Genomic DNA, 22788 nt, shown 5'->3' on the forward strand with positions numbered 1-22788 from the left:
GCTTTGCAGATGGCGCGGCCATAAAGGCTTATGTTGCTTCTCAATTTGTAGCATCTCAGGTAAGCGGTACTAGCGCTCTGGCCGATATTGACCAATATTTTGCGCTGCCGACCGTTGGCGAGATCGTGCGGGCACTCGAGGCCGCCGACAGCGACTGGGCACGCACCACGGCCGCCACGCTGCGCAAGCGTTCGCCACTGATGCTGCATGTGGTGCTGGAGCAGATTCGCCGCGCCCGTGCGATGGGCCTGGCCGACGACCTGCGCATGGAGCGCGATATGGTGCGTCACTGCTTTTTCCTGCGCCCAGGACAGAGTGAGACCGTGGAAGGCATCCGTGCCCTGGCCGTGGACAAGGACCATGCGCCTCAGTGGAATCCAGGCCGCATTGAAGATGTGACGCCGGAGATGGTGGCACCGTTCTTTGCCAGCCCCTGGCCCGCACACGCCCATCCGCTGGCCCATTTGTCCTGACCGCATACGGACATGGTTGGGCCGGGCCCCCGGCGGCGCGTCAGGGGTTCAGCTGCTGATAAACCGCTGTGGCCAGGCTCAATAACTCGGGGCGCGACAACTGTCCGCTCAGGGCGTAGCCAAAGCCGGCATCCGTCCAGTAAAAGCCCGGCACCGGGCCTTCGCGTGTGAACTGGAACGCGGTGGTGGGTGCTGCCGCCGGTGCTTCCGTGCGCGCTTTGGTGCCGCCCTGGTTGTCACTGGCAGGGCGGGGCGGGGTGGGAGCGAGAGCGCCCAGGTACAGCGTGATTCGCTGGCCTGCGCTGTTCTGGTACATGAACTGCGCGCGCACTCCGGTATCGCCGGGCAACAACCGGCCTCCCACCAGTTCATAGCCCTGGGCGCCCAGCACAGGGACTTTCAGCGGTCGGTCCAGCCGTTTGGACAGCCATTGCACCAGGTGGTCTTGCTGGGCAGCCGTGACCTCTACGGGGTGACGCACTTCGGGTTGGTACACCGCATGGGCCACCGAGGCCTGCTGTGCGAAGCGCTGTGCGGGTTCGGCTGCCACCAGCGTGGCTCCTTGGCCAGTCGCCAGCTTTTTGCCGGGTAGCCCTGCGGGCCACTGGCTGCGGCCCGTCCAGCCCAGCACAAAGGCCAGCAGGACCGATGCAGCCATGCCACCCCAACGCCACCACTGCGCCTGTTGCTCCCTGCGGTCTGTGGCGCGCAATGCTGCGGCCAGCAAGGCATCGGGAACGGGGGCGTGGAGAAGGTCCTGGTGCAGGTCGTGCAGCCGCTGCCGCTGCGCCTGCCAGTGGGCCAGTGTGGCCTGTGCCTCCTCATCGTCCCGCAGTTGCTCGCGCAGCGCCTGTGCCTGGGCGGGCGGCAACTGGCCGTCCACAAGGGCATGCCAGGCGCTGCTCTCTTCTGCGCGTGCTGGGGGGGCTGGGTGTGTCGGGTCCATGATGGAGGATCGGGTCAGGGTGGCTATTTGAGGCGGCGCAGTGCAGGCGTCGTGCCTGCGGCGGCGGCTGCGCCCGCCTGGGCGGCCGGTACAGCCGGTGCGGTGCCTGATGTGGGTTCCCGGTCCATCAGCACTCGCAGGCGCATGCGGGCCCGCGACAGGCGTGACATGACGGTACCCACCGGAATGCTCAGGATGCGCGCGGTGTCTTCGTAGCTCATGTCCTCCATCGCCACCAGCAGCAGCACGGCCCGCTGGTCGGCGGGCAGGCGCTGCAGGCAGCGCTCCAGGTCCAGGGCGTCATCCGAGGGCGCACGGGCGCCTTGCAGCTGGTCTTGAACCTCATCGATGTCCAGAGGGGGCAGCGCGGGCAACGCGCGGCGTTGGTTGAGATACAGGTTGTGCATCAGGGTGAACAACCATGCGCGCAGGTCGCTGCCGGTGCGCCACAGCAGCCATTTGCTGCAGGCCCGCTCCAGCGTGTCCTGTACGAGGTCATCAGCCGCCCAGGCATCGCCCGTCAGCACCCGCGCGTAGCGGCGCAGGCCCGGCAGCTGTTCGATGACCTGGGAGCGATTCATGCCGTGCGGGGCCTGTGTTGCGCTGTGCGAGCTCTTACGGCCGTGCGGTGCGCCACACCTGGTTCACGCCTTCGCCCGTCTTGTCTCCGGGCTTGGTGTCCTTGATCCAGTAGTACAGCGGCTTGCCCTTGTAGGCGAGCTGGGTCTTGCCATCGTCGCGGGTGATGACGCTGTAGTCGCTGCCAGGGGCCTTGCTGGCCATCAGCGGCGGCCAGTTGCTGGCGCAGGGGCCGTTGCACACTGACTTGCCGCTGCCTGCAGCATCGCGGTCAAACGTATAGAGCGTCATGCCGCCCGCGCCGACCAGTACGCCGTCCATGGTCTTCACGGGCGAGTCGTCCATGGTGGCGCAGCCAGCCAGTGCAGCGGCTGCGACGAATGCGGCCATCGAGATCAGTTTCTTCATGGGTTTCTCCAGAGGGTGGTGCAGGCGGAGGCGAATGCTGCCTTGCACCGGGATGAACACCCGGACGTGGTGATTTATTCCATCACAACTGAAAAAATAGTGACCAGCAGCGCGCAGGGCCTTCGAAACTGGCACGGCCCGGGCCGGCGCATCCTGTCAAGGCTGCTCCGCCTCCCCGTATACGGTCCTCTTGGGGGACATTGCTCAGCGACTTTGGGGACTATTTGTTCCTGCTCTTCATGGCGCGCTCCACCTCGCGCTTGCCTTCGCGGTCTTTGATGGTGTCGCGCTTGTCGTGCTCGGCCTTGCCTTTGGCCAGGGCGATCTCGCACTTCACGAAACCGTTCTTCCAGTGCAGGTTGATGGGTACCAGCGTGTAGCCCTTTTGCTCGACCTTGCCAATCAGGCGCTTGATGTCGTCCTTCTTGAGCAGCAGCTTCTTGGTGCGTGCCGATTCGGGGTTGACATGGGTGGACGCTGTCTTGAGCGGCATGATCAGGCAGCCGAGCAGATACAGCTCGCCATCGCGGATCAGCACGTAGCCATCGGTCAGCTGCACCTTGCCTTCGCGCAGCGCCTTGACCTCCCAGCCGTGCAGCACCATGCCCGCCTCGTGGCGCTCCTCGAAGAAGTAGTTGTAGGCCGCTTTCTTGTTGTCGGCAATGCGGGAGGTGGGATCGGGTTTTTTGGCCATGTAGATCAGATGCGGCGCCCTGCGGAAGATAAAAGGTCTCCCTACATACAATTGTGGCCGTTCAGAGACCCGTGATTCTAGTTTCCCCGGCCCGCCTTTCCCCTTCGAAAGCCCCGCGCCAGTTGCCTGCATGAAAACCGTCCACAAGTCCGTCCTCATTTGGTACAGCCCCGAAGAGATGTTTGCCCTGGTCACCGGGGTGGAGCACTACCCGCAGTTCCTGCCCTGGTGCGACCGCGCCGCAGTGCTGGAGCAGACCGAAGAGGGCATGACCGCCGAGGTGGGCATTGCATTCAGCGGCATTCGCCAGACCTTTGTCACACGCAACACGCACGAAGTGGGCAGGCGTGTGCAGATGCATCTGGTGAAAGGACCGTTCTCACGGCTGGACGGGGATTGGCACTTTCATCCCGTGGGGGACGGCACGCAGCGTGCGTGCAAGGTGGAGTTGATGCTGAACTATGGGTTTGACAGTGCTGCGTTGGCCACGCTGGTGGGGCCGGTGTTTGACCGCATCGCAGGGAGCATGGTCGATGCCTTCGTCAAGCGAGCGGAACAGGTCTATGGCTGAGGTGGGTGGAGGTGCCCCGGCGACCATCGCTATCACCGTCGTCGTCTGCCTGGCTCCGCGCGAGGTGCGTGAGTGGACTCTGGATTTGCCGGTGGGCGCCACGGTAGCGGATGCCCTGCACGCCAGCTGCGGTACGGCCACGCTGTCCGCGCTGGAGGAGGGGGGCGCACCGTGCGTCGGTATCTGGGGCCGTGCTGCCAATCTGGATGGGGTGTTGCAGCCCCAGGACCGCGTAGAAATCTACCGACCTTTGAAGGTGGACCCCAAGGTAGCACGGCGGGAGCGCTTTGCCCGACAAGGGGCGCGCACTACCGGACTCTTTGCGCGCCGCCGACCAGGGGGCAAGTCAGGCTACTGATACTGCTGAGTTGATCCGCGCGGTAGCGGAGCAGCATGCAGCTCAGCGTACGCAGTCGGCCGCGACAATCTCGTCGATGCGCTTGGCTTCGGCCGCGCGGGCGGGGCCGTCCAGGAAGATTTTTTCGCCCTGGGCGTTCGCTTGTGTGATGGGCTTGCCAGCATCGAACGCCGCTTTGGCTGCGCGTGCGCGGGTGCAGTTTTCAGCCTTGGCCTTGGCGATCTTTTCGTCCTCGGCCTTTTTCTTGGCGGCTTCTGCGGCCTCGGCCTGGGCTTTCTTCTCTTCCAGCTCCTTGTCCTTGCCAGCACCAGGGGCGCTGGCAGTGGTCTTGGGCGCTGCTGCTGCGGGCGCCGCGTCAGAGGCTGCTGGCGCGGCCGGGACGGCAGCTCGTGCCGGGCGGTTGCCCCCAGGCTGTTTCAGGATGCTTTTTTCGGGGATATCGGGTGGTGGCGGACGATCGCTGAAGACTTTGCGCCCGTCTTTGTCTGTCCACTGCCATTGCGCCGCCGCGCCCATGGCCCAGGTGCAGGCCACGGCCAGCAGGAGAAGCTTGTGCATTTTCATGCGGACAAGTTTATCCATGTGATTCCCCCCCCGCCAGTGCGTTGCAGACGGGTGGGCGCGTTTTCACCACACGCGGCGCGGGTACAATCCGTTTTTTGGAGCTTTCTCATGCGCCTTCTTGGAAAAGCGCTCACCTTCGACGATGTGTTGCTGGTGCCAGCGTACTCCCAGGTCCTGCCCAAGGACACGTCCCTCGCGACGAAACTCTCCCGCAATATCCAACTGAACCTGCCGCTCGTGTCCGCTGCCATGGACACCGTGACCGAGGCGCGTCTGGCCATTGCCATTGCCCAGGAGGGCGGCATCGGCATCGTGCACAAGAACCTCACGGCGCAAGAGCAGGCTGCTCATGTGGCCAAGGTCAAGCGCTACGAGTCTGGCGTGCTGCGTGATCCCGTGGTCATCACCCCCGAGCACACCGTGCTGCAGGTGCTCCAGCTGTCCGAACAACTGGGCATCTCGGGCTTCCCGGTGTGCGACGGCGGCAAGGTGGTGGGTATCGTCACAGGCCGCGACCTGCGCTTCGAGACCCGTTACGACGTCAAGGTCCACCAGATCATGACCCCGCGCGAGAAGCTCATCACGGTCAATGAAAAAGAGGGCACCACGCCGGCCGAAGCCAAGGCGCTGCTCAACAAGCACAAACTCGAACGCATCCTGGTCGTGAACGACGCCTTTGAACTCAAGGGCCTGATCACGGTGAAGGACATCACCAAGCAGACCAGCTTTCCCAACGCTGCCCGCGATGCCGCAGGCCGCCTGCGCGTAGGCGCGGCGGTGGGTGTGGGTGAAGGCACCGAAGAACGCGTTGAAGCGCTGGTCAAGGCCGGTGTGGATGCCATCGTGGTGGACACGGCCCACGGCCACAGCAAGGGCGTGATCGACCGCGTGCGCTGGGTCAAGCAGAACTACCCGCAGATCGACGTGATCGGCGGCAACATCGCGACCGGCGCTGCAGCCCTGGCACTGGTTGAGGCCGGTGCGGATGCGGTCAAGGTCGGTATCGGCCCCGGTTCCATCTGCACCACCCGCATCGTGGCGGGTGTGGGCGTGCCCCAGATCATGGCCATCGACAACGTGGCCACGGCCCTCAAGGGCACCGGCGTGCCGCTGATTGCCGACGGTGGTATCCGCTACAGCGGCGACATCGCCAAGGCCCTGGCCGCTGGCGCAGGCACGGTGATGATGGGCGGCATGTTTGCAGGCACCGAAGAAGCGCCCGGCGAAGTCATTCTGTTCCAGGGCCGCAGCTACAAGAGCTACCGCGGCATGGGCTCCATTGGCGCCATGCAGCAGGGCAGTGCAGACCGCTACTTCCAGGAATCGAGCACCGGCAACCCCAACGCTGACAAGCTGGTGCCTGAAGGCATCGAAGGCCGCGTGCCCTACAAGGGCTCCATGGTCAGCATCGTCTACCAGATGGCTGGCGGCGTGCGTGCCTCCATGGGCTACTGCGGTTGCGCCACGATCGAAGAGATGAACAACAAGGCCGAGTTCGTCGAGATCACCACTGCTGGTATCCGCGAAAGCCACGTGCACGATGTGCAGATCACCAAGGAAGCGCCGAACTACCGCGCTGACTGATCGTTGTAAGCCGATCTGGCCTGATTGAAAAAATCTGGTCAAACTGATATAGTCTGGTCTGAATTCACCATTCAGGCCAGACTTTTTTATTTATGCAGTCCGTTGGCATCTACGAAGCGAAAAGCAAGTTCTCTGCCTTGATCGAACTGGTCGAGCAGGGCGAGGAAGTGCGCATCACCCGCCACGGCAAAGAGGTGGTGCGCATGCTGCCGGTGCGCCGCCGCCCAGTGATTTCTGACGAACAGATTGCGCGCGAACTGGGCCAGATGGACGTGTTGCACGCCAGCATTCAACCCGCTGGGTCAACAACAGTGGATGGCTTGCGCCGTGCAGGGCGGAGCACTGCATGACCGCTTTCGTGCTCGATGCCTCGGTCACTGCCGCCTGGTTGTTGCCGGACGCGGCCAGCGAACACACCCGCCGCCTGTACGCCCTGATCCGCCGCGATGAGGTCGAGCCGCAGGCGCCCAACCTCTGGCACTGGGAGTGCCACAACATACTGGCCACCGGTGTGAACAGCGGGCGCATTCCAGCCGCTTCCGTCGAAGGCCTGTGGGGCGTGCTCGAAGCCATTCGTCACCGCGTCGAATTGCACGAACTGGCCCCTGCCCAGCACAAAGCCGTGCTCGACGTGGCATTGGAAACCGGCCTGCCCACCTTTGATGCTGCGTACCTGTGGCTGGCGCGCTCCCTGCGCCTGCCTCTGGCCACCTTTGATTCTCACCAGATCGCTGCCGCCCAGCGCAGCGGCGTCCCGCTTCTTGATCTCTCCAGCCTCTGACGGACCACCACCATGCAACACCAGAAAATCCTCATCCTCGATTTCGGCTCGCAAGTCACCCAGCTCATCGCCCGCCGCGTGCGCGAGGCCCATGTGTACTGCGAGGTGCACCCCTGCGACGTGACCGACGAGTGGATCCGCGACTATGCCAAGGACGGCTCGCTCAAGGGCGTGATCCTGTCGGGCAGCCACGCCAGCGTGTACGAGGTGGATGACAAGGCGCCGGATGCGGTGTTTGAACTCGGCATCCCCGTGCTGGGCATCTGCTACGGCATGCAGACCATGGCCCAGCAGTTGGGCGGCAAGGTCGAGGGTTCCAACACCCGCGAATTTGGCTACGCCGAAGTGCGCGCCCATGGCCACACCGAACTGCTCAAGGGCATCGAAGACTTCGCCACGCCCGAAGGCCACGGCATGCTCAAGGTGTGGATGAGCCACGGGGACAAGGTCACTGCCTTGCCCCCGGGCTTCAAGGTGATGTGCTCCACACCCTCGTGCCCCATCGCTGGCATGGCCGACGAAAGCCGCCACTACTACGCCGTGCAGTTCCACCCTGAAGTCACACACACCGTGCAGGGCCGCGCCTTGCTGGAGCGTTTTGTGCTGGGCATCTGCGGCACCCGTGCCGACTGGGTCATGGGCGACTACATCGAAGAGGCTGTGCAAAAGATTCGCGAGCAGGTGGGCGATGAGGAGGTGATCCTCGGCCTGTCGGGCGGCGTGGATTCGTCCGTGGCTGCCGCGCTGATCCACCGCGCCATTGGTGACCAGCTCACCTGCGTGTTTGTGGACCACGGCCTGCTGCGCCTGAATGAAGGCGACATGGTCATGGACATGTTCGAGGGCAAGCTGCACGCCAAGGTCATCCGCGTGGACGCCAGCGACCTGTTCCTGGGCAAGCTGGCGGGGGTGAGCGAGCCCGAGCAAAAGCGCAAGATCATCGGCGGCCTGTTTGTGGACGTGTTCAAGGCCGAGGCCGCCAAGCTCAAGGCAGGCACCGGTGGCCACAAGGGTGCCACCTTCCTGGCCCAGGGCACGATCTACCCCGACGTGATCGAATCCGGCGGCGCTAAGAGCAAGAAGGCCGTCACCATCAAGAGCCACCACAACGTGGGCGGCCTGCCCGAGCAGTTGGGCCTGAAGCTGCTGGAACCCCTGCGCGATTTGTTCAAGGACGAAGTGCGCGAACTGGGCGTAGCCCTGGGCCTGCCGCCCGACATGGTCTACCGCCACCCCTTCCCCGGCCCCGGCCTGGGCGTGCGCATCCTGGGCGAGGTGAAGAAAGAATACGCCGACCTGCTGCGCCGTGCTGACGCGATCTTTATCGAAGAGCTGCGTAACTTCAAGGACGAAGCTACAGGAAAGACCTGGTACGACCTCACCAGCCAGGCCTTTACCGTGTTCCTGCCCGTCAAGAGCGTGGGCGTGATGGGCGATGGCCGCACCTATGACTACGTGGTGGCCCTGCGCGCCGTGCAGACCAGCGACTTCATGACCGCCGACTGGGCCGAACTGCCCTACGCGCTGCTCAAGAAGGTGTCAGGCCGCATCATCAACGAAGTGCGTGGCATCAACCGCGTGACGTACGACGTGAGCAGCAAGCCACCAGCGACGATTGAATGGGAGTGAGTGGGGGGTAAATCAAAATACTGGTTATTTAAACAGTATTGGCGCACAATGCGACGGATCTTCCGGAGCTTTGTGTGCCATGTCCCCGCTTCACGACCTCTACTATTTTCTTTCCCCTACGCCGCTTGCCGCCGAGATGGCCAAGGGGTTACTGCAGCGCCTCCAAGGACCCTGTGGGGCGGGCAGAGGCGAGCCCATGTCCTTGGATCGGCTGCACATCACGCTCCATTACCTGGGGCGCTTCCTGAACAGCATCCCCCGAGAGGTAATCGACTTGGCGCTGGCGGCGGGTAGCGCCATGGACTACGAACCGTTTGGGGTCCGCCTCGACGTGCTGCAGTCCCGGGGCGGCTTTGAAAAGGGGACTTTCGGCACCGTCGAGCTGGCGCCACAAGCAGGCGCTGCGCGTGAATTGCGAGGATTTCAACATGCGCTTGGCAACACGATGCGCCGCTTGGGGTTTGCAGAAACTCAGATCCGCAGCCATTTCCACCCGCACATGACTTTGCACTACAAGCACGAACGCATTGACCCAATGGTGGTTGCTCCCGTGGCGTGGACCGTGACGCAGTTTGCCTTGGTAGACAGCCTCTACGGCCTGAGCAGGCATGATGTGCTCGCGCACTGGACCTTGAAGGCACGGCAACAGGTCTTTCTTGACTGGTGATGTTGCGAAGCAAGCGGATACCAATGCGTACTCGCTGTGCTGCGTCGTGGTGCGGAAGCTTCCGCGGCTACCATCCTCTGAGGTCATTGGCTCTCTCATTTCTTCATGACGACACTTCACGATTTCTGGCCCGGTTGTGGTTTCCAAACGCTGGATCGCGATGCCCGTGGCTGGCTGCCCCCCACCGACGGATACCTGCGTTGGCTGCTGGCCCGACCAGAGTTGGCGCTGGTGCCGGAGTCGTGCGCTGTAGAGATCGCACTGCATGAATCGCTCAAGGTGTCACCCGCGCGGGCGGTCACCTCTGCGGAGCTGGCTGCATTGCAGGACGAAGACGCGCGCGAGAACTACACCGTGTTCCTGCGCTTCCGCGATGGCCTGCTGGCCGCCGGCACGCTGGAGGCTTATTACCTGCAGCTCATGCGCAGTGGGGCGGTGAATGTGCCCGCCGTGTTCATCGACGCCGTGGTGCAGGCCCTGCTGCGCAATGTGCTGGACAACTGCAACGACGCCTTTGAAGCCCGCGCTGCCGAGATGCTGTTTCGGCCGCAGCGCATCACCTTGCAAGACGGGCAAATGCTGGCAGGCGACCGGGCGACGCTCGACATGCTCAACGAAACTGCGGGCCTGGGCGAGGTGGGGCGCTTGCTGTTGCAAAGCGGTGCACTGCAGCCCACGGCGCAGGTCAAGGTGCTGTCGGCCGACAATGCGGCGCAATATTGGCAGGAGAGTGACCGCCACCACTTTCTGCTCGACCTGACCCATGAGCTGACACAGGACCTGAGCCATGGCCTGACCTTCAAGATGACCCGCGCCCGATCCGGCCTGAAGGCACTGGCCCGTGTGCTGGAGCGCTGGGTGGCGCATCTGTTAGGCGTGCAGGTGCAGATCGAGCCTGTTCACGAGGTCACCGACAGCGCGTGGCGCTGGCATGTGGGGCTGGATGTGGAGTCAACCGCCATCCTCAACGACCTGTACCAGGACCGGCCCGTGGAGTCTGAGCGCATGGCGCGGCTGGTGAGCCTGTTCACGCTGACCTTTGCCAACCCGGCCGAGATGCGCGCCGATGTGGCGGGCAAGCCGGTGTATCTGGGTTTGGCGACCAACGCCGAGGGTGTGGTGCGCATCAAGCCGCAGAACCTCTTGCTCAATCTGCCGTTGGCATCGGCGTCTTGATTGCTATTGAATCAATAGCTGCTAGCGCATGAAAAATATGCGCTAGCGGCCAATTTGATTCAAATTTCTCCCTGACGGATGACAACCAAGTGCCGTGCGCTCATCCAATGGTCATCAGGCTCGCATTGCCCCCTGCCGCCGCCGTGTTCACGCTCAACGCCCGTTCGATGAGCAGGCGCTCCAGCGGAATGTCCGTCGCGCCGGGCTGGAGCGCAGTCACGCCCACGATGGGTCCGGTGCGGCGGGCGAGGGCGGTGCACACCGCATGCAGGGATGGGGCGTCGCCATGGTGCAGCACGGCGTCCAGCGCCTGCGTGCCGTCGTTCAGTGTGTTGTCCTGTAGCAGAACCTGCGCCTGCACCAGCGTGGGTAGCTGTGTGCGGAGGTGGGCCAGGGCCGTGGGCCACAGGGCGGTGCCGCCGCTGGCAAGCACGGCAGCCGTCTCCACCAGCAGGTCGTCCGTGCTTTGCGCCAGACACAGCACGCGGGCACGGGGCGCCAGGGTGTAGACGTTGCGCTCTCCGGTGGGACCGGGCAGGGTGCGAGCGGTGCCGCCTTGGGTTTGCTGGGCGAAGCGCTGGCAGGTGGCGGTCAGCGCGGCATTGCCTTGTTGCAGCGCCCATTGCTCCAGCGTGGTCAGCGGTGCCAGCAGGCGCTCGCGCCGCTCGGTGTCGGGTGGGCTGAAGCGATCAGCTTCGGCAAAGGTGCGTGCCAGCGCATCGGCCGGGCGCTGCGATAGCAGGCGCAGCAGGTACAGCGGCCCACCTGCCTTGGGCCCCGTGCCCGACAGGCCTTCGCCGCCAAAGGGCTGCACGCCCACCACGGCGCCCACCATGTTGCGGTTGACGTACACGTTGCCAGCATGGGCCCGGTTCACCACGCGGGCAATAGTTTCGTCGATGCGGGTGTGCACACCTTGCGTCAGGCCGTAGCCGGTGGCGTTGATCTGGTCGAGCAGGCGATCCAGGTCGTCGCGCGCGTAGCGCACCAGGTGCAGCACGGGGCCGAAGACTTCGCGCTCCAGCTCACCGATGTGGTTCAGTTCGATCAATGTGGGAGGCACGAAGGTGCCTTGTGTGCCGGCGGCCGACACATGGTTCGGGTGCTGGAACACCCGATGGCCCTTGGCCTTGAAGTTCTCTATATGTCGGATGATGGCCGCTTGTGCTTCGGCATCGATGACGGGGCCCACGTCCACACGCAGCGCTCCTGGGTTGCCCACGCGCAGTTCGCCCATGGCGCCCTGCAGCATCTCCACCACGCGGTCGGCGGCTTCTTCCTGAACGCACAACACGCGCAGCGCCGAGCAGCGCTGGCCTGCGCTGTCAAAGGCGGACGACACGGCATCGCCCACCACCTGTTCCACCAGCGCGGACGAGTCCACGATCATCGCGTTCTGCCCACCGGTTTCGGCAATCAGCGGGATGGGGCGGCCTGCAGCGTCCAAGCGCCCGGCCACGGTGCGTTGCAGGATGCGCGCGACTTCGGTGGAGCCGGTGAACATCACGCCCATCACGCGGGCGTCGCCAATCAGGCGGGCGCCCACGGTCTCACCCTGGCCGGGCAGCAGTTGCACGGCGGCACGGGGCACACCGGCCTGCCACAGCAGGCGCACGGCCTCGGCGGCGATCAGCGGGGTTTGTTCGGCGGGCTTGGCCAGCACGGGGTTGCCAGCGGCCAGCGCGGCCGCCACCTGGCCCATGAAGATGGCGAGCGGGAAGTTCCAGGGGCTGATGCAGGCCACGGGGCCGAGCGGGATGTGGGTGGCGTTGTCGAAGGTGCTTTGCACCTGGGCTGCGTAGTAGCGCAAGAAGTCCACGGCCTCGCGCACTTCAGCCACAGCGTTGCTGGCGCTCTTGCCCGCTTCGCGCATCAGCAGGCCCAGCAGGGGCTGCATGCGGGCTTCGAGCAGGTCGGCGGTGCGCAGCAGGGCGGCAGCGCGCTCGGCGGGCGGCGTGGCGGCCCAGGGGGCTGCGGCGGCCTGGGCGTGGGCCAGGGCCTGGTCTACGTCGGCGGTGGTGGCCTCTTGCACCCGGCCCACCACATCGCTATGGTCAGCAGGATTGCGCACGGGCTGGGTGGTGCCTACGGGCAAGTCAGTAGCCAGCAGGGGCGCTGCCGTCCAGGCGTGGCTTGCCGTGGCTTGCAGGGTGGTGGCCAGCTCGGTCAGCGTGTTTTCGTTCGACAAATCCAGCCCGCGCGAGTTGGTGCGGTGCGCGCCATACAGGCCCTGGGGCGTGGCAATGCGCGGGTGAGGCAAGCCCGCAGTGCCTTCTGCCGCAGCTTGCTGGTCCACCACTTGCACGGGGCTGCGTACCAGCTCATCCAGCGCAATCGTTTCATCGGCAATGCGGTTCACAAACGAGGTGTTGGCGCCGTTTTCGAGCAAACGGCGCACCAGGTAGGCCAGCAGGGTTTCGTGCGTGCCCACGGGGGCGTAGATGCGGCATGGGCGGCCGAGTTTGCCTGCGGTCACAGCGCCTACCACCTGCTCGTACAGCGGCTCGCCCATGCCGTGCAGGCACTGGAACTCGTACTGCCCCGCGTAGTAGTTGCTGCCCGCCAGTTGGTAGATGGTGGCCACCGTCTCGGCGTTGTGCGTGGCGAACTGGGGGTACACGGCCTCGGGCGCGGCCAGCAACTTGCGTGCGCAGGCGATGTACGAAATGTCGGTGTGCACCTTGCGGGTGTAGACGGGGTAGTCCTCTAGGCCATCAACCTGGGCGCGCTTGATTTCGCTGTCCCAGTACGCGCCCTTGACCAGGCGCACCATCAGCCGGCGCTGGGTGCGGCGGGCCAGGTCCACGACGTAGTCGATGACGAACGGGCAGCGCTTTTGGTAGGCCTGGATGACAAAGCCAATGCCGTTCCAGCCCGCCAGGGTGGGCTCGTGGCACAGGCGCTCCAGCAGGTCCAGCGACAGCTCCAGGCGGTCGGTTTCTTCGGCGTCGATGTTCAGGCCAATGTCGTACTGCTTGGCCAGCGCGGTCAGGCGCAACACCAGCGGGTACAGCTCGTCCATCACGCGGCCAAACTGTGCGCGGCTGTAGCGCGGGTGCAGGGCCGAGAGCTTGATGGAGATGCCAGGCCCTTCGTAAATGCCGCGCCCGGCAGAGGCCTTGCCAATCGCGTGGATGGCCTGCTCGTAAGAGGCGTAGTAGTGCTTGGCGTCTTCGCTGGTCAGCGCGGCCTCACCCAGCATGTCGTACGAATAGCGAAAGCCCTCGGCCTCCATCGTGCGGGCGTTGCGCAGGGCTTCGTCGATGGTTTCACCGGTCACAAATTGCTCGCCCATCATGCGCATCGCCATGTCCACGCCCTTGCGGATCAGCGGCTCGCCGCCCTTGCCGATCAGGCGGCTGAGCGAGTTGCCCAGGCTGCCTTCGCTGTGCGTGGCCACCAGCTTGCCGGTGATGAGCAGGCCCCAGGTGGCAGCGTTGACGAACAGCGAGGGGCTTTTGCCCAGGTGGGCATCCCACTGGCCGTGGCTGATCTTGTCGCGGATCAGCGCATCGCGTGTGGCCTTGTCGGGGATGCGCAGCAGGGCCTCGGCCAGGCACATCAGCGCCACGCCTTCTTGCGACGACAGCGAAAACTCCTGCAGCAGCCCCTGCACGATGCCTGCGCGCCCGGCGCTGGCCTTGCGTTCGCGCAGCGCCTTGGCAATGCGCAGCGCCAATTGCTCGGCGGACGCCGCTTGATCGGCAGGCAGGCGGGCCTGGGCCAGCAGCGGGGCCAGGGCCTCGGGCTCGGGGCGGCGGGTGGCGGCGGTGATGGCGGCGCGCAGCGGGTTGCTCAGCGGGGTGCGGGGAGCGAAGTCGGCAAACGGGGCGGAGGGCTGCGTCATGGCGGTGTCTTTCAGGGATTTGGTGGGCCCAACACGGTGGGAAGTGTTAGTTGGGCGCGTTATTGGCGATGATCCTTGGGTTGGCAATGAATAAATGATCGAAAATTGGCGTTGAAGCCGAATAAAACTCTAATCGATATGCAAACAGAACCCGATCTGGACCGGATTGACCGCAAGATACTGTCAATCCTTCAGGAGGACGGCCGCATTGCCAACCTCAAGTTGGCCGAGGCGGTGGCCCTGTCGCCCACCGCCGTGCTGGCGCGCGTGCAGCGCCTTACGCGCGATGGCTTCATCCTGGGCTACGAGGCGCGGCTCAACCCGCTCAAGCTGGGCGCGGGCATGTTGGTGTTTGTGGAGGTGCTGCTCGACCGCACTACGCCCAATGTGTTCGACCAGTTCAAGGCTGCCGTACAGGTGCACCCTGAGATCATGGAATGCCACATGGTGGCGGGCGGGTTTGACTACCTGCTCAAGACGCGATCGGCCGACATGAATGCCTACCGCGTGTTTGCGGGCAATGTGCTGTGGCAACTGCCCGGCGTGCGCGAGACGCGGACCTATGCGGTGATGGAAGAGGTCAAGCACACCAACCACCTGTACCTGCGCTAACCCCACACCGCACACCGGATTGGCGGTGCTGGCAGAAGCCCGCATAATTCTCTGCAGATCTGCTTGCATGAGGAGCCATACCATGACGACCGCTTTCCCCTATGCCGCCGCAGCCCTGGTGGCTGCCCTGTTCAGCCAGACGGCCGCTGCATCCTGCTACGTCGTCTATGGCCCTGACAAGGACATCGTGTACCGCGCTCAGGTGCCGCCGGTAGACATGTCACGGCAGATCCACGAAACCCTGCCCCTGGTGGCCCCGGGCTCGACCCTCGTGTTTTCGCCCGACAACTTTGGCTGCGAACTCACCATCAACAAGCTGCCACTCACGGCCGTGTCCGCGCCCGGGGGCATGCGGCCTGCGCGCGCTGACCGGGGCTGAAACGGACAGTTCGCAGGGGTGCGGCCAGTGGGCGTGCCGCGCCTGAGACAATCGGGGGATGAGCGAACCGAAAGAACTATCCCCCTCGTTTGAACCCACCGAGCAGAATTCCCAAAGCGACCTGCCCGAAGGCTGGCTGCACGTGCAGTCCATGGACCTGGACGCCCAGGGCGTTGCCCGCAAGCCCGACGGCAAGGTGGTCTTTATCGATGGTGCCCTGCCATTCGAGCTGGTCACCGCCAACACCCACCGCAAGAAGAACAACTGGGAGCAGGCCAGCCTGGTAGCGATCCACCGCGAGTCGTCCCAGCGCGTGCGGCCGGATTGCCCCCACTTTGGCCTGCACGCAGGTGCCTGTGGCGGCTGCAAGATGCAGCACTTGCACGTGGGCGCCCAGGTGGCCGTCAAGCAGCGGGTGCTGGAAGACAACCTCTGGCACCTGGGCAAGGTCAAGGCCGAGACCATGCTGCGTCCCATCGAGGGGCCCGCCTGGGGCTACCGTTACCGCGCCCGCCTGGCGGTGCGCCACGTGATCAAGAAGGGCCAGGTCCTGGTGGGCTTTCATGAGCGCAAGAGCCGCTACATCGCCGACATGCAGACCTGCAAGATCTTGCCCCCGCATGTCGATGCCATGCTGATGCCCCTGCGGGCACTGATTGCCAGCCTGGATGCCCGCGACACCTGCCCACAGATCGAGCTGGCCTGCGGTGACACCGTGACCGCGCTGGTGCTGCGCCACCTGAAGCCGCTGAGCACCGATGACATCGCCCGGCTGCGCGCCTTTGCGGCGGAGCACCATGTGCAATGGTGGCTGCAGCCCAAGGGCCCGGACACGGTGAAGCTGCTGGACGAAGGCGGCGAGCAGCTGTCGTACGCACTGCCAGACTTCGGCATCACCATGCCTTTCAAGCCCACGGACTTCACCCAGGTGAACCCGCACATCAACCGCGTGCTGGTGAGCCGCGCGCTGCGCCTGCTGGACGTGCAGCCCCACGAACGCGTGATCGACTGGTTCTGTGGCCTGGGCAATTTCACGCTGCCCCTGGCCACGCAGGCGCGCGAGGTGCTGGGCATCGAGGGCAGCGAGGCCCTGGTGGCCCGCTCGCGTGAGAACTATGCACTGAATCAGGCCCAGGCGCCAGACCATAAAGCACTGGCAGCTACGGATTTTGTAGCGCGCAACCTGTTCGAGATGACGCCCGAGATGCTGGTGGCCGACGGCACTGCCGACAAGTGGCTGGTGGACCCACCACGCGAGGGGGCGTTTGCGCTGGCCAAGGCGCTGGCGGACATTGAACAGGCCCGCATTGGCGCCGAGGGCGCTGGCCCCTTGCCTGCAGGGGCCGAAGGCTGGATGCCCCCGAAGCGCATTGTGTACGTGAGCTGCAACCCAGCCACCCTGGCGCGCGATGCTGGGCTGCTGGTGCATCTGGCCGGCTACCGGTGCACGGCGGCGGGCATGATCAACATGTTCCCGCACACGGCCCATGTGGAGAGCATGGCGGTGTTCGAGCGGGTCTGAGTCCGGTTGCCAGAAAGAGGCTTCAGGAAGGGGAGGGCGCAGCCCTCGTCCCGCGGCCTTGCCTCCCCCGCGCAATATCAGCTGCGGTTGCGGCTGGCTGCGGGGTCGCGGGGTTCGGTTTCGATGTCGGGCGCGCGTTCGCTGCGTTCGGGCTTTTCCACCTTGCCCAGCACCGAGGGCGTGCCCTCGATCTTGTTCTCACGCATGTAGGCGTCCATGTCCTTCCAGCCCGCAAACACCGAGGCCTTGGAGGCCTTGGGGTTGAGGGTGTAGCAGTCTTCCAGCCCCCGCAGTGCGTGTCGGCAGGCACCGCCGATGGCCTTGGCCTCGGCATCGCGTTGGGCCACGCGCGGGTCAGGGCCCAGGCCCGGGATCTTGTCGCAGCCTGCAAGCAGCAACAGGCCCGCCAGAACCATCAGGCGCAATGCGGTGGAAGGGCTTTGTGGATACATGTACTTGCATTATCGGCACACTGGCCGCGCTATTGAGGCTTGATCCTGGGGCGCGACCCACAAAAAAGGCTCCCGAGGGAGCCTTTTGATGGAGGTCAAGGGACTGGCAGGGCTCAGTCGCGCTCGCCGCCCATGATGCCCAGCAGGGCCAGCAGGCTCTGGAACACGTTGAAGATGTCCAGGTACAGGGCCAGCGTGGCGCTGATGTAGTTGGTTTCGCCGCCGTCCAGGATCTGCTTCAGGTCATACAGCATGTAGGCGCTGAAGATGCCGATGGCCAGCATCGAGATCACCATCATGCCCACGCCAGAGCCGACGAACACGTTGATGATGCCGCCGACCATGAGCACCAGCGCGCCCACCATCAGCCACTTGCCCATGCCCGAGAGGTCGCGCTTGATGACGCTGGCCAGGCTGGCCATCACGAAGAACACTCCGGCCGTGCCGGCAAAGGCCGTCATGATGAGGTCGGTGCCGTTCTTGAAGCCCAGCACCATGCCGATCATGCGCGACAGCATCAGGCCCATGAAGAACGTGAAGGCCAGCAGCACCGGCACGCCTGCGGCCGAGCGCTTGGTCTTTTCGATGGCGAACATGAACCCGAACGCGCCGCCCAGGAACACGATCAGGCCCAGGCCGCCGTTCAGCGAGCGGGTGATGCCGGTGGCCACGCCGATCCAGGCGCCCAGCACCGTGGGGATCATGCTCAGCGCGAGCAGCCAGTAAGTATTGCGAAGCACCTTGTGGCGCTCTTCCTGCGAGATGCCATAGCCCGCAGAGTGGCCCAGGGTGGTGACTTGGTCATTCATCTTGTGTCTCTCCTTGTTGGCCTGCACGACGCAGACATCACAAATTCTAGGTGGTGATGCTTTTTTGCTTTGCAATGACCGCACCCGGTCACCTACTTTTGGTAAGGATACTTTCACCCTGGCTGGGGGCAACGGCGCCGGGGATGCCGGTATGCTCGGCTCTCTTTGCGTGCCGGGGCGGCCTGTGCGGCCCGGTTTCCTCTCCCACTTTCGGATCCTTTCATGAAAACCAAGCACGAACTCGAACTGGCCGACGTCAAGGCCGTGGCCGCCGCCGCTGAAGCCGAGGCCCTCAAGAACAACTGGGCTGTGACCATCGCCATCGTGGACGATGGCGGCCACCTGCTGTGGCTGCAGCGCCTGGACGGTGCCGCAGCCGTGTCATCGCACATCGCTCCTTCCAAGGCCCGCACGGCCGCTCTGGGCCGCCGCGAAAGCAAGGTCTACGAGGACGTGATCAACGGCGGCCGTACCTCGTTCCTGAGCGCGCCCACCATTGACGGCCTGCTCGAAGGCGGCGTGCCGATCATGAAGGACGGCCAGTGCCTGGGTGCGGTGGGCGTGAGCGGCGTGAAGTCCACCGAAGATGCACAGATCGCCCGCGCGGGCATTGCAGCCCTGGGCCTCTGATTCGGGGGCTCCCGGCAGGGAGTGTGGTTGCTATTATTTTGATATCTGCAAGCGCATGTTCCACTAGCGCATGGGGCTGAAAACGCTTCAAAACCCTCTGGGAGCATGAAAAAACCGGCCTGTGGGCCGGTTTTTTGTTGGCAGGATCGGGGGCGGCAAAAAAAGCCTGGCTACGCGGGAGCAAACCCGTTGGCTGGCAAAAACGACCCTTGCGAGCTTGTTGCAAGCCCGGGAGTCGCCCCACGATGAAACTATTTGGTCAGGATGAGCTTGCCCAGCTTGGTGGCCTGCAGGCGGTACACCGAGCCGTTGTGGCTGATGGCGACGGTCTTGTGCCCTTGCAGCAGCACGCTGCTGTCCAGTGCAGCAGTGGCGCAATGCGCACCGGACAACGGGGCCTCGCCAGATGCCGAGGCGTCTGCGGAGTCAGCTGGCACGGCGCAGCGGAGCGGGGCGGAGGTCAGGGAGGCTTGCATGGAGTTTTCCTGGGTCATTGCAGTGCGTTTTGTTAATGATAACGATTCGCAATTACAAGTCAAGCGAACGGTGTGTTTCTTTTTGTTCTTGGTTCCGCCCTGCATCCGATGCAAGGGCGAGGCTTTGAGCAGCGCCCTGGGGCGCGGGGCAAGGGTTCGTGCGCCCTGGGCGCAGTGCAGGGGGCTGCGAGCCCGCTGCACTGGCCCTGCGTTCCCTGGTGCCCGCTAGCGCGCCCACGACGGGTGGGCTGGCCAAGATGGGCAGGGACCGGGCCGGTGACTTTCGCCGTGTCTTTACTGGCCCTGCGGGTCGGTTACAAACCCGATCTTGCGCACGCCAGCGCGTTGCGCGGCCGCCATGGCCTGGGCCACAAATTCGTAGCGCACGTTCTTGTCGCCACGGATGTGGAGGTCCGGCTGGGGCTCCTTGGCGGCTTCGGCCTGCAGGCGGGGGAAGAGTTCTTCTTCCGACACCTGGGACTCGTTCCAGAAGAACTTGCCATCGGCCGACACCGACAGGCGCACGGTCTCGGGCTTGACGTTCTCGGGCTGGTTGGTGGCGCGGGGCAGGTCCACGTTCACCGCGTGTTTCATGACCGGCACGGTGATGATGAAGATGATGAGCAGCACCAGCATGACGTCCACCAGGGGCGTCATGTTGATCTCGTTCATCACGTCATCGGTGTCGTCTTGGGTTCCAAAGGCCATGGCTTAGCCGCCTTTCTTCATGGGCAGCACCTTGCCGGGCTCTCCAGCGTTCACGCGGGCGCCGGTCACAAAGTAGGCGTGCAGGTCATGGGCAAAGCTGTTCAGGCCATTCAGGATGGACTTGTTGCCGCGCACCAGCGCGTTGTAGCCCAGCACCGCCGGGATGGCCACGGCCAGGCCCAGCGCGGTCATGATCAGCGCTTCACCGATGGGGCCGGCCACCTTGTCGATGGTGGACTGGCCCGAGGTGCCGATGGCCAGCAGCGCATGGTAGATGCCCCACACGGTGCCGAACAGGCCGATGAACGGGGCGGTGGAGCCCACCGACGCCAGGATGGCCAGGCCCGAGGACAGGCGGGCGGTGAACTCGTCGATGCAGTTGCGCAGGCAGCGGGTGACCCAGTCGCTCACGTCCAGGCTGTCGTGCAGGTGGGCCTTGGTGTTGCGGTGGTGGGCGGTGGCTTCGCGGCCTTCCAGCGCCAGGTGGCGGAAGGGGTTGGTCGGGTCGGCGCCTAGCTTGGTCAGGCCCGCGGCAAAGTCCTCGCTGTGCCAGAAGTCCTGGGCGGCGCGGGCGTGTTTTTTGAACTTGATGATGTCCAGTGCCTTGATGAGGATGACGATCCACGAGGCCAGCGACATGGCCAGCAGCAGGATGGCGACGGCGCGGGTGACAAAGTCACCCTGGATCCAGACGTTGGCGATGCCGAATTGCGATTCCATGAAAACTCCCTGAGCGGTGATTGGTTTATTCGAGAACAAAGTTGACGGGGACGAGGTTCCACATGGCCTCGGGCACGCCGTTGCGTTTGCCGGGTACAAAGCGCCAGCGCATCACGGCGTCCTGGGCCTGGCGGTCCAGCCGGTCAAAGCCGCTGGACTTGTTGACCTCGACCTTTTGCGGCACGCCATCGGTGCCGATGAGCACCCTAAGCACCACCTTGCCTTGCTCGCCCATGCGTTTGCTGATGGCGGGGTAGCTGGGCTTGGGGTTGTTGAGATAGGCCGCGTCGCTGGACGGCAGCTCGATCTTGGGTGGTGCGGGTGGCGCCGGTGGCGCAGGCGCGGGGGCCGGGGGCGCCACGGGGGCCTCGATGGGCGGTGCGGGCGGCTGGGGCGTGGTGATGCCGGTGGGGGCATTGGGCGCTGGCGTGGGGTCGGCAATGGCGACGGGCATCGGTGCCGGGCGCGGCGCGGCCTTGGGCGCTGGCTTGGGAGGGGGCGGTGGTGCCGGTGGCGGCGGGGTGACCTTGGGCGGGGCGGGCGGCGCGATGAATTCGCTGAGCAGTTCGGCCGGCACGATCACCTCGGCCGCCTTGCGCACCAGGCCGGACTGCAGGGCCCAGATGCCCGCCACATGCAGCGCCACCACGGAGCCGACGATCACGGCATTGCGGCTCACACCGCCAGGGGGGGCGAAACGATCAGGGTGAGACATAAAAAGAAAGGAAGGGCAGCGCCGCCCCTAGCATAGGGCGGACGTTGCCGGGTAAACCCGGATTATTTGCGAAAGATCCACCAGGCCGAACCTGCGACCAGGATCAGGCTGCCTGCGAGGGTAGAGAGGAGTTCCATGACTTGCTTTCCAGGATGGAGCTGGCAAGCTGGATCGTCTGCGGCGCCGCATCGTTGCGCAAGGCGGCTACCGGGTTCGAGACACTGCACTGCGCCACCACGTCGCGGGCGCAGCTTTCGCAGCATCCGCATTGGGTGGCCACGCCCAGTTCGAACTGGATCTCATCGAAGCTCATGCCGGCACGGGCATGGCGGGCAATCTCACGGTCCGAAACCCGGCGGCAAACACAGACGATCATGGCGGCAGGCAGTGTGGCTGGCTGTTGAAAGGATGATTGAGATTATAAATACGAATCTATCGCATTTGCAATAAATCATTCCTGCCGACAGGGGGAAGGCGCACCTGCCCGTGTGGAGCTGCCGATACCCCGGGCCTCAGATCGCGCCCGCGGCGGGCTCGTCGTGGCCGTCCAACAGCGCGGAAGTCGCTTCGGCAAGGGTGGCGCAGCCGGTCAAGGCCATGGCGACCTCCAGCTCGTCGCGCAGCAGGCGCAGCACATGGGCCACGCCCGCAGCGCCTGCATTGGCCAGGCCCCACACGGCGGGGCGCCCCACCAGCACGGCGGAGGCGCCCAGCGCCATGGCTTTGAGCACATCGGTGCCGCGCCGGATGCCGCCGTCCACCAGCACCGGCACCTTGCCCTGCACGGCCTGCACCACACGGGGCAGCGCGGTGGCGGTGGCAGGGGCCGTGTCCAGCGTGCGCCCGCCATGGTTGGACACGATGAGGCCCGCAGCGCCCAGCGACACGGCTTGGCGCGCGTCGGCGGGGTGCAGCACGCCCTTGAGCAGCACCGGCAGCCGGGTGATGGACTGCAGCCACGCGATGTCGTCCCACGTGGGCGCATGGTGGAGCAGGCCGTCGAACAAGGCACTCTGGCCGGGGCCCAACGCGGAAGGCGCGGGTGCCTGCAGGCCTGCCAGGTTGACGGGGCCCACGCCGGGCGGAAGCCGAAAGCCCGCACGCCGTTCGCGGTCGCGCACGCCGCTGGTGGGGGCATCCACCGTGAGCACCAGGGCCTCATAGCCGGCCGCTTCGGCACGCTGCACCAGAGACTGGGTGAAGCCTCGGTCCGGCTGCAGGTAGAGCTGAAACCACAGCGGGCCGCGCCCCGGGTCGGGCAGGACGGCCTGGGCCACGCTCTCCAGCGACACGCTGGCCTGGGTGCTGAGCACCACGCCCGCGCCCAGCGCCGCTGCGGCATAGGCCATGGCCAGTTCGCCGTCGGGGTGCGCCAGGCGCTGGAAGGCCACGGGTGCGAGCAGGATGGGGTGCGCCAGCGTGCGGCCCAGCAGGGGCACGCGGGTGTGCCCACCCGCCAGCGGCCGCAGCACGCGGGGCCACAGGGGC

Annotated in this window: 27 protein-coding genes; 13 read left to right on the forward strand and 14 right to left on the reverse strand. The window is 65.0% G+C overall.

Annotated elements, in window-relative coordinates:
* On the forward strand, positions 1 to 473 hold a 473-nt coding region (locus AC04MI_RS14740; protein ID WP_476498053.1), incomplete at its 5' end, for an enoyl-CoA hydratase/isomerase family protein.
* A gap of 40 nt (positions 474 to 513) precedes the next feature.
* Here AC04MI_RS14740 and AC04MI_RS14745 read toward each other — a convergent pair.
* From AC04MI_RS14745 to smpB, 4 genes are all read right to left on the reverse strand, one after another.
* Positions 514 to 1419, reverse strand: coding sequence for an anti-sigma factor family protein (locus tag AC04MI_RS14745; RefSeq protein ID WP_146871888.1), 906 nt, complete (start codon positions 1417 to 1419; stop codon positions 514 to 516).
* A gap of 23 nt (positions 1420 to 1442) precedes the next feature.
* The gene (locus AC04MI_RS14750; RefSeq protein WP_056746488.1) at positions 1443 to 2000 is read right to left on the reverse strand and encodes an RNA polymerase sigma factor; all 558 of its coding nucleotides are present in this window, start codon (positions 1998 to 2000) and stop codon (positions 1443 to 1445) included.
* Positions 2001 to 2034: 34 nt separating this feature from the next.
* Positions 2035 to 2406 carry a COG4315 family predicted lipoprotein gene (locus tag AC04MI_RS14755; protein WP_476498054.1) on the reverse strand — a complete coding sequence of 124 codons (372 nt, stop codon included), beginning with the start codon at positions 2404 to 2406 and terminating at the stop codon, positions 2035 to 2037.
* A 220-nt stretch (positions 2407 to 2626) separates the two neighbouring features.
* On the reverse strand, positions 2627 to 3100 hold the full coding sequence (gene smpB / locus AC04MI_RS14760) for an SsrA-binding protein SmpB (RefSeq protein ID WP_056746487.1): 474 nt from the start codon (positions 3098 to 3100) through the stop codon (positions 2627 to 2629).
* Positions 3101 to 3230: 130 nt separating this feature from the next.
* Between smpB and AC04MI_RS14765 the strand changes: the two genes are divergently transcribed.
* A complete protein-coding gene (locus AC04MI_RS14765) occupies positions 3231 to 3671 on the forward strand; it encodes a type II toxin-antitoxin system RatA family toxin (protein ID WP_056746485.1) in 441 nt (146 codons plus the stop codon).
* Complete coding sequence (locus AC04MI_RS14770) at positions 3664 to 4029, forward strand: RnfH family protein (protein ID WP_476498055.1); 366 nt, start codon at positions 3664 to 3666, stop codon at positions 4027 to 4029. Before AC04MI_RS14765 ends, AC04MI_RS14770 begins: the two co-directional genes overlap by 8 nt.
* A gap of 42 nt (positions 4030 to 4071) precedes the next feature.
* Here AC04MI_RS14770 and AC04MI_RS14775 read toward each other — a convergent pair whose 3' ends face one another.
* Positions 4072 to 4593, reverse strand: a complete 522-nt coding sequence (locus tag AC04MI_RS14775; RefSeq protein WP_476498056.1) for a DUF4124 domain-containing protein — start codon at positions 4591 to 4593, stop codon at positions 4072 to 4074.
* 108 nt (positions 4594 to 4701) lie between these two features.
* Between AC04MI_RS14775 and guaB the strand changes: the two genes are divergently transcribed.
* From guaB to AC04MI_RS14805, 6 genes are all read left to right on the forward strand, one after another.
* The gene (gene guaB / locus AC04MI_RS14780) at positions 4702 to 6177 is read left to right on the forward strand and encodes an IMP dehydrogenase (protein ID WP_055398151.1); all 1476 of its coding nucleotides are present in this window, start codon (positions 4702 to 4704) and stop codon (positions 6175 to 6177) included.
* A gap of 92 nt (positions 6178 to 6269) precedes the next feature.
* Positions 6270 to 6527, forward strand: a complete 258-nt coding sequence (locus AC04MI_RS14785; protein ID WP_056746479.1) for a type II toxin-antitoxin system Phd/YefM family antitoxin — start codon at positions 6270 to 6272, stop codon at positions 6525 to 6527.
* Positions 6524 to 6958, forward strand: a complete 435-nt coding sequence (locus tag AC04MI_RS14790; protein WP_056063857.1) for a type II toxin-antitoxin system VapC family toxin — start codon at positions 6524 to 6526, stop codon at positions 6956 to 6958. The genes AC04MI_RS14785 and AC04MI_RS14790 overlap by 4 nt, the downstream gene beginning before the upstream one ends.
* A 12-nt stretch (positions 6959 to 6970) precedes the next feature.
* Positions 6971 to 8587, forward strand: a complete 1617-nt coding sequence (gene guaA / locus AC04MI_RS14795) for a glutamine-hydrolyzing GMP synthase (protein WP_108500092.1) — start codon at positions 6971 to 6973, stop codon at positions 8585 to 8587.
* A gap of 79 nt (positions 8588 to 8666) precedes the next feature.
* Positions 8667 to 9254: a 2'-5' RNA ligase family protein gene (locus tag AC04MI_RS14800; RefSeq protein WP_436077081.1), complete on the forward strand. Its 588-nt coding sequence runs from the start codon at positions 8667 to 8669 to the stop codon at positions 9252 to 9254.
* Between the two features lie 105 nt (positions 9255 to 9359).
* Positions 9360 to 10430, forward strand: a complete 1071-nt coding sequence (locus AC04MI_RS14805; protein ID WP_436077082.1) for a DUF6352 family protein — start codon at positions 9360 to 9362, stop codon at positions 10428 to 10430.
* A 100-nt stretch (positions 10431 to 10530) separates the two neighbouring features.
* On the opposite strand, the gene putA is transcribed toward AC04MI_RS14805, so the two are convergent.
* Complete coding sequence (putA, locus tag AC04MI_RS14810) at positions 10531 to 14277, reverse strand: trifunctional transcriptional regulator/proline dehydrogenase/L-glutamate gamma-semialdehyde dehydrogenase (protein ID WP_436077083.1); 3747 nt, start codon at positions 14275 to 14277, stop codon at positions 10531 to 10533.
* Between the two features lie 138 nt (positions 14278 to 14415).
* Between putA and AC04MI_RS14815 the strand changes: the two genes are divergently transcribed.
* The 3 genes from AC04MI_RS14815 to rlmD all read left to right on the forward strand — a co-directional run bounded on the left by AC04MI_RS14815 (position 14416) and on the right by rlmD (position 16790).
* Entirely contained in the window at positions 14416 to 14889 is a 474-nt protein-coding gene (locus tag AC04MI_RS14815) for an Lrp/AsnC ligand binding domain-containing protein (protein WP_015014569.1), read from the forward strand.
* Between the two features lie 82 nt (positions 14890 to 14971).
* Positions 14972 to 15268 carry a hypothetical protein gene (locus tag AC04MI_RS14820; RefSeq protein WP_116747258.1) on the forward strand — a complete coding sequence of 99 codons (297 nt, stop codon included), beginning with the start codon at positions 14972 to 14974 and terminating at the stop codon, positions 15266 to 15268.
* Between the two features lie 58 nt (positions 15269 to 15326).
* Complete coding sequence (gene rlmD / locus AC04MI_RS14825; RefSeq protein WP_436077084.1) at positions 15327 to 16790, forward strand: 23S rRNA (uracil(1939)-C(5))-methyltransferase RlmD; 1464 nt, start codon at positions 15327 to 15329, stop codon at positions 16788 to 16790.
* A gap of 77 nt (positions 16791 to 16867) precedes the next feature.
* On the opposite strand, the gene AC04MI_RS14830 is transcribed toward rlmD, so the two are convergent.
* Positions 16868 to 17242, reverse strand: a complete 375-nt coding sequence (locus tag AC04MI_RS14830; RefSeq protein WP_056063836.1) for a hypothetical protein — start codon at positions 17240 to 17242, stop codon at positions 16868 to 16870.
* Between the two features lie 113 nt (positions 17243 to 17355).
* Entirely contained in the window at positions 17356 to 18051 is a 696-nt protein-coding gene (locus AC04MI_RS14835; RefSeq protein ID WP_436077085.1) for a Bax inhibitor-1/YccA family protein, read from the reverse strand.
* A gap of 222 nt (positions 18052 to 18273) precedes the next feature.
* Here AC04MI_RS14835 and AC04MI_RS14840 point away from each other — a divergent pair, with 222 nt between their 5' ends.
* Positions 18274 to 18681, forward strand: a complete 408-nt coding sequence (locus AC04MI_RS14840; RefSeq protein ID WP_015014564.1) for a GlcG/HbpS family heme-binding protein — start codon at positions 18274 to 18276, stop codon at positions 18679 to 18681.
* 251 nt (positions 18682 to 18932) lie between these two features.
* Here AC04MI_RS14840 and hemP read toward each other — a convergent pair whose 3' ends face one another.
* The 6 genes from hemP to AC04MI_RS14870 form a co-directional block, all read right to left on the reverse strand.
* Complete coding sequence (gene hemP, locus AC04MI_RS14845; RefSeq protein ID WP_436077086.1) at positions 18933 to 19157, reverse strand: hemin uptake protein HemP; 225 nt, start codon at positions 19155 to 19157, stop codon at positions 18933 to 18935.
* Positions 19158 to 19451: 294 nt separating this feature from the next.
* Positions 19452 to 19865, reverse strand: coding sequence for an ExbD/TolR family protein (locus tag AC04MI_RS14850; RefSeq protein ID WP_015014562.1), 414 nt, complete (start codon positions 19863 to 19865; stop codon positions 19452 to 19454).
* 3 nt (positions 19866 to 19868) lie between these two features.
* The gene (locus AC04MI_RS14855) at positions 19869 to 20585 is read right to left on the reverse strand and encodes a MotA/TolQ/ExbB proton channel family protein (protein WP_056063831.1); all 717 of its coding nucleotides are present in this window, start codon (positions 20583 to 20585) and stop codon (positions 19869 to 19871) included.
* Between the two features lie 25 nt (positions 20586 to 20610).
* Positions 20611 to 21300: an energy transducer TonB gene (locus AC04MI_RS14860; RefSeq protein WP_056063828.1), complete on the reverse strand. Its 690-nt coding sequence runs from the start codon at positions 21298 to 21300 to the stop codon at positions 20611 to 20613.
* Positions 21301 to 21403: 103 nt separating this feature from the next.
* The gene (locus AC04MI_RS14865) at positions 21404 to 21676 is read right to left on the reverse strand and encodes a (2Fe-2S)-binding protein (protein WP_056063825.1); all 273 of its coding nucleotides are present in this window, start codon (positions 21674 to 21676) and stop codon (positions 21404 to 21406) included.
* Positions 21677 to 21812: 136 nt separating this feature from the next.
* On the reverse strand, positions 21813 to 22788 hold a 976-nt coding region (locus tag AC04MI_RS14870), incomplete at its 5' end, for an alpha-hydroxy acid oxidase (protein WP_476498057.1).

This window comes from Acidovorax sp. LjRoot204 (assembly GCF_056175785.1).

Bases quoted from the DNA above. Each gene is read 5' to 3' on its own strand.
- AC04MI_RS14775 (WP_476498056.1), bottom strand. From the start codon at position 4,593: ATGAAAATGCACAAGCTTCTCCTGCTGGCCGTGGCCTGCACCTGGGCC.
- AC04MI_RS14745 (WP_146871888.1), bottom strand. From the start codon at position 1,419: ATGGACCCGACACACCCAGCCCCCCCAGCACGCGCAGAAGAGAGCAGC.
- AC04MI_RS14785 (WP_056746479.1), top strand. From the start codon at position 6,270: ATGCAGTCCGTTGGCATCTACGAAGCGAAAAGCAAGTTCTCTGCCTTG.
- guaB (WP_055398151.1), top strand. From the start codon at position 4,702: ATGCGCCTTCTTGGAAAAGCGCTCACCTTCGACGATGTGTTGCTGGTG.
- AC04MI_RS14840 (WP_015014564.1), top strand. From the start codon at position 18,274: ATGAAAACCAAGCACGAACTCGAACTGGCCGACGTCAAGGCCGTGGCC.
- AC04MI_RS14790 (WP_056063857.1), top strand. From the start codon at position 6,524: ATGACCGCTTTCGTGCTCGATGCCTCGGTCACTGCCGCCTGGTTGTTG.
- AC04MI_RS14835 (WP_436077085.1), bottom strand. From the start codon at position 18,051: ATGAATGACCAAGTCACCACCCTGGGCCACTCTGCGGGCTATGGCATC.
- AC04MI_RS14860 (WP_056063828.1), bottom strand. From the start codon at position 21,300: ATGTCTCACCCTGATCGTTTCGCCCCCCCTGGCGGTGTGAGCCGCAAT.
- putA (WP_436077083.1), bottom strand. From the start codon at position 14,277: ATGACGCAGCCCTCCGCCCCGTTTGCCGACTTCGCTCCCCGCACCCCG.
- AC04MI_RS14805 (WP_436077082.1), top strand. From the start codon at position 9,360: ATGACGACACTTCACGATTTCTGGCCCGGTTGTGGTTTCCAAACGCTG.
- hemP (WP_436077086.1), bottom strand. From the start codon at position 19,157: ATGCAAGCCTCCCTGACCTCCGCCCCGCTCCGCTGCGCCGTGCCAGCT.
- guaA (WP_108500092.1), top strand. From the start codon at position 6,971: ATGCAACACCAGAAAATCCTCATCCTCGATTTCGGCTCGCAAGTCACC.
- AC04MI_RS14765 (WP_056746485.1), top strand. From the start codon at position 3,231: ATGAAAACCGTCCACAAGTCCGTCCTCATTTGGTACAGCCCCGAAGAG.
- AC04MI_RS14830 (WP_056063836.1), bottom strand. From the start codon at position 17,242: ATGTATCCACAAAGCCCTTCCACCGCATTGCGCCTGATGGTTCTGGCG.
- AC04MI_RS14770 (WP_476498055.1), top strand. From the start codon at position 3,664: ATGGCTGAGGTGGGTGGAGGTGCCCCGGCGACCATCGCTATCACCGTC.
- AC04MI_RS14750 (WP_056746488.1), bottom strand. From the start codon at position 2,000: ATGAATCGCTCCCAGGTCATCGAACAGCTGCCGGGCCTGCGCCGCTAC.
- smpB (WP_056746487.1), bottom strand. From the start codon at position 3,100: ATGGCCAAAAAACCCGATCCCACCTCCCGCATTGCCGACAACAAGAAA.
- AC04MI_RS14850 (WP_015014562.1), bottom strand. From the start codon at position 19,865: ATGGCCTTTGGAACCCAAGACGACACCGATGACGTGATGAACGAGATC.
- AC04MI_RS14820 (WP_116747258.1), top strand. From the start codon at position 14,972: ATGACGACCGCTTTCCCCTATGCCGCCGCAGCCCTGGTGGCTGCCCTG.
- AC04MI_RS14865 (WP_056063825.1), bottom strand. From the start codon at position 21,676: ATGATCGTCTGTGTTTGCCGCCGGGTTTCGGACCGTGAGATTGCCCGC.
- AC04MI_RS14755 (WP_476498054.1), bottom strand. From the start codon at position 2,406: ATGAAGAAACTGATCTCGATGGCCGCATTCGTCGCAGCCGCTGCACTG.
- AC04MI_RS14800 (WP_436077081.1), top strand. From the start codon at position 8,667: ATGTCCCCGCTTCACGACCTCTACTATTTTCTTTCCCCTACGCCGCTT.
- AC04MI_RS14815 (WP_015014569.1), top strand. From the start codon at position 14,416: ATGCAAACAGAACCCGATCTGGACCGGATTGACCGCAAGATACTGTCA.
- rlmD (WP_436077084.1), top strand. From the start codon at position 15,327: ATGAGCGAACCGAAAGAACTATCCCCCTCGTTTGAACCCACCGAGCAG.
- AC04MI_RS14855 (WP_056063831.1), bottom strand. From the start codon at position 20,585: ATGGAATCGCAATTCGGCATCGCCAACGTCTGGATCCAGGGTGACTTT.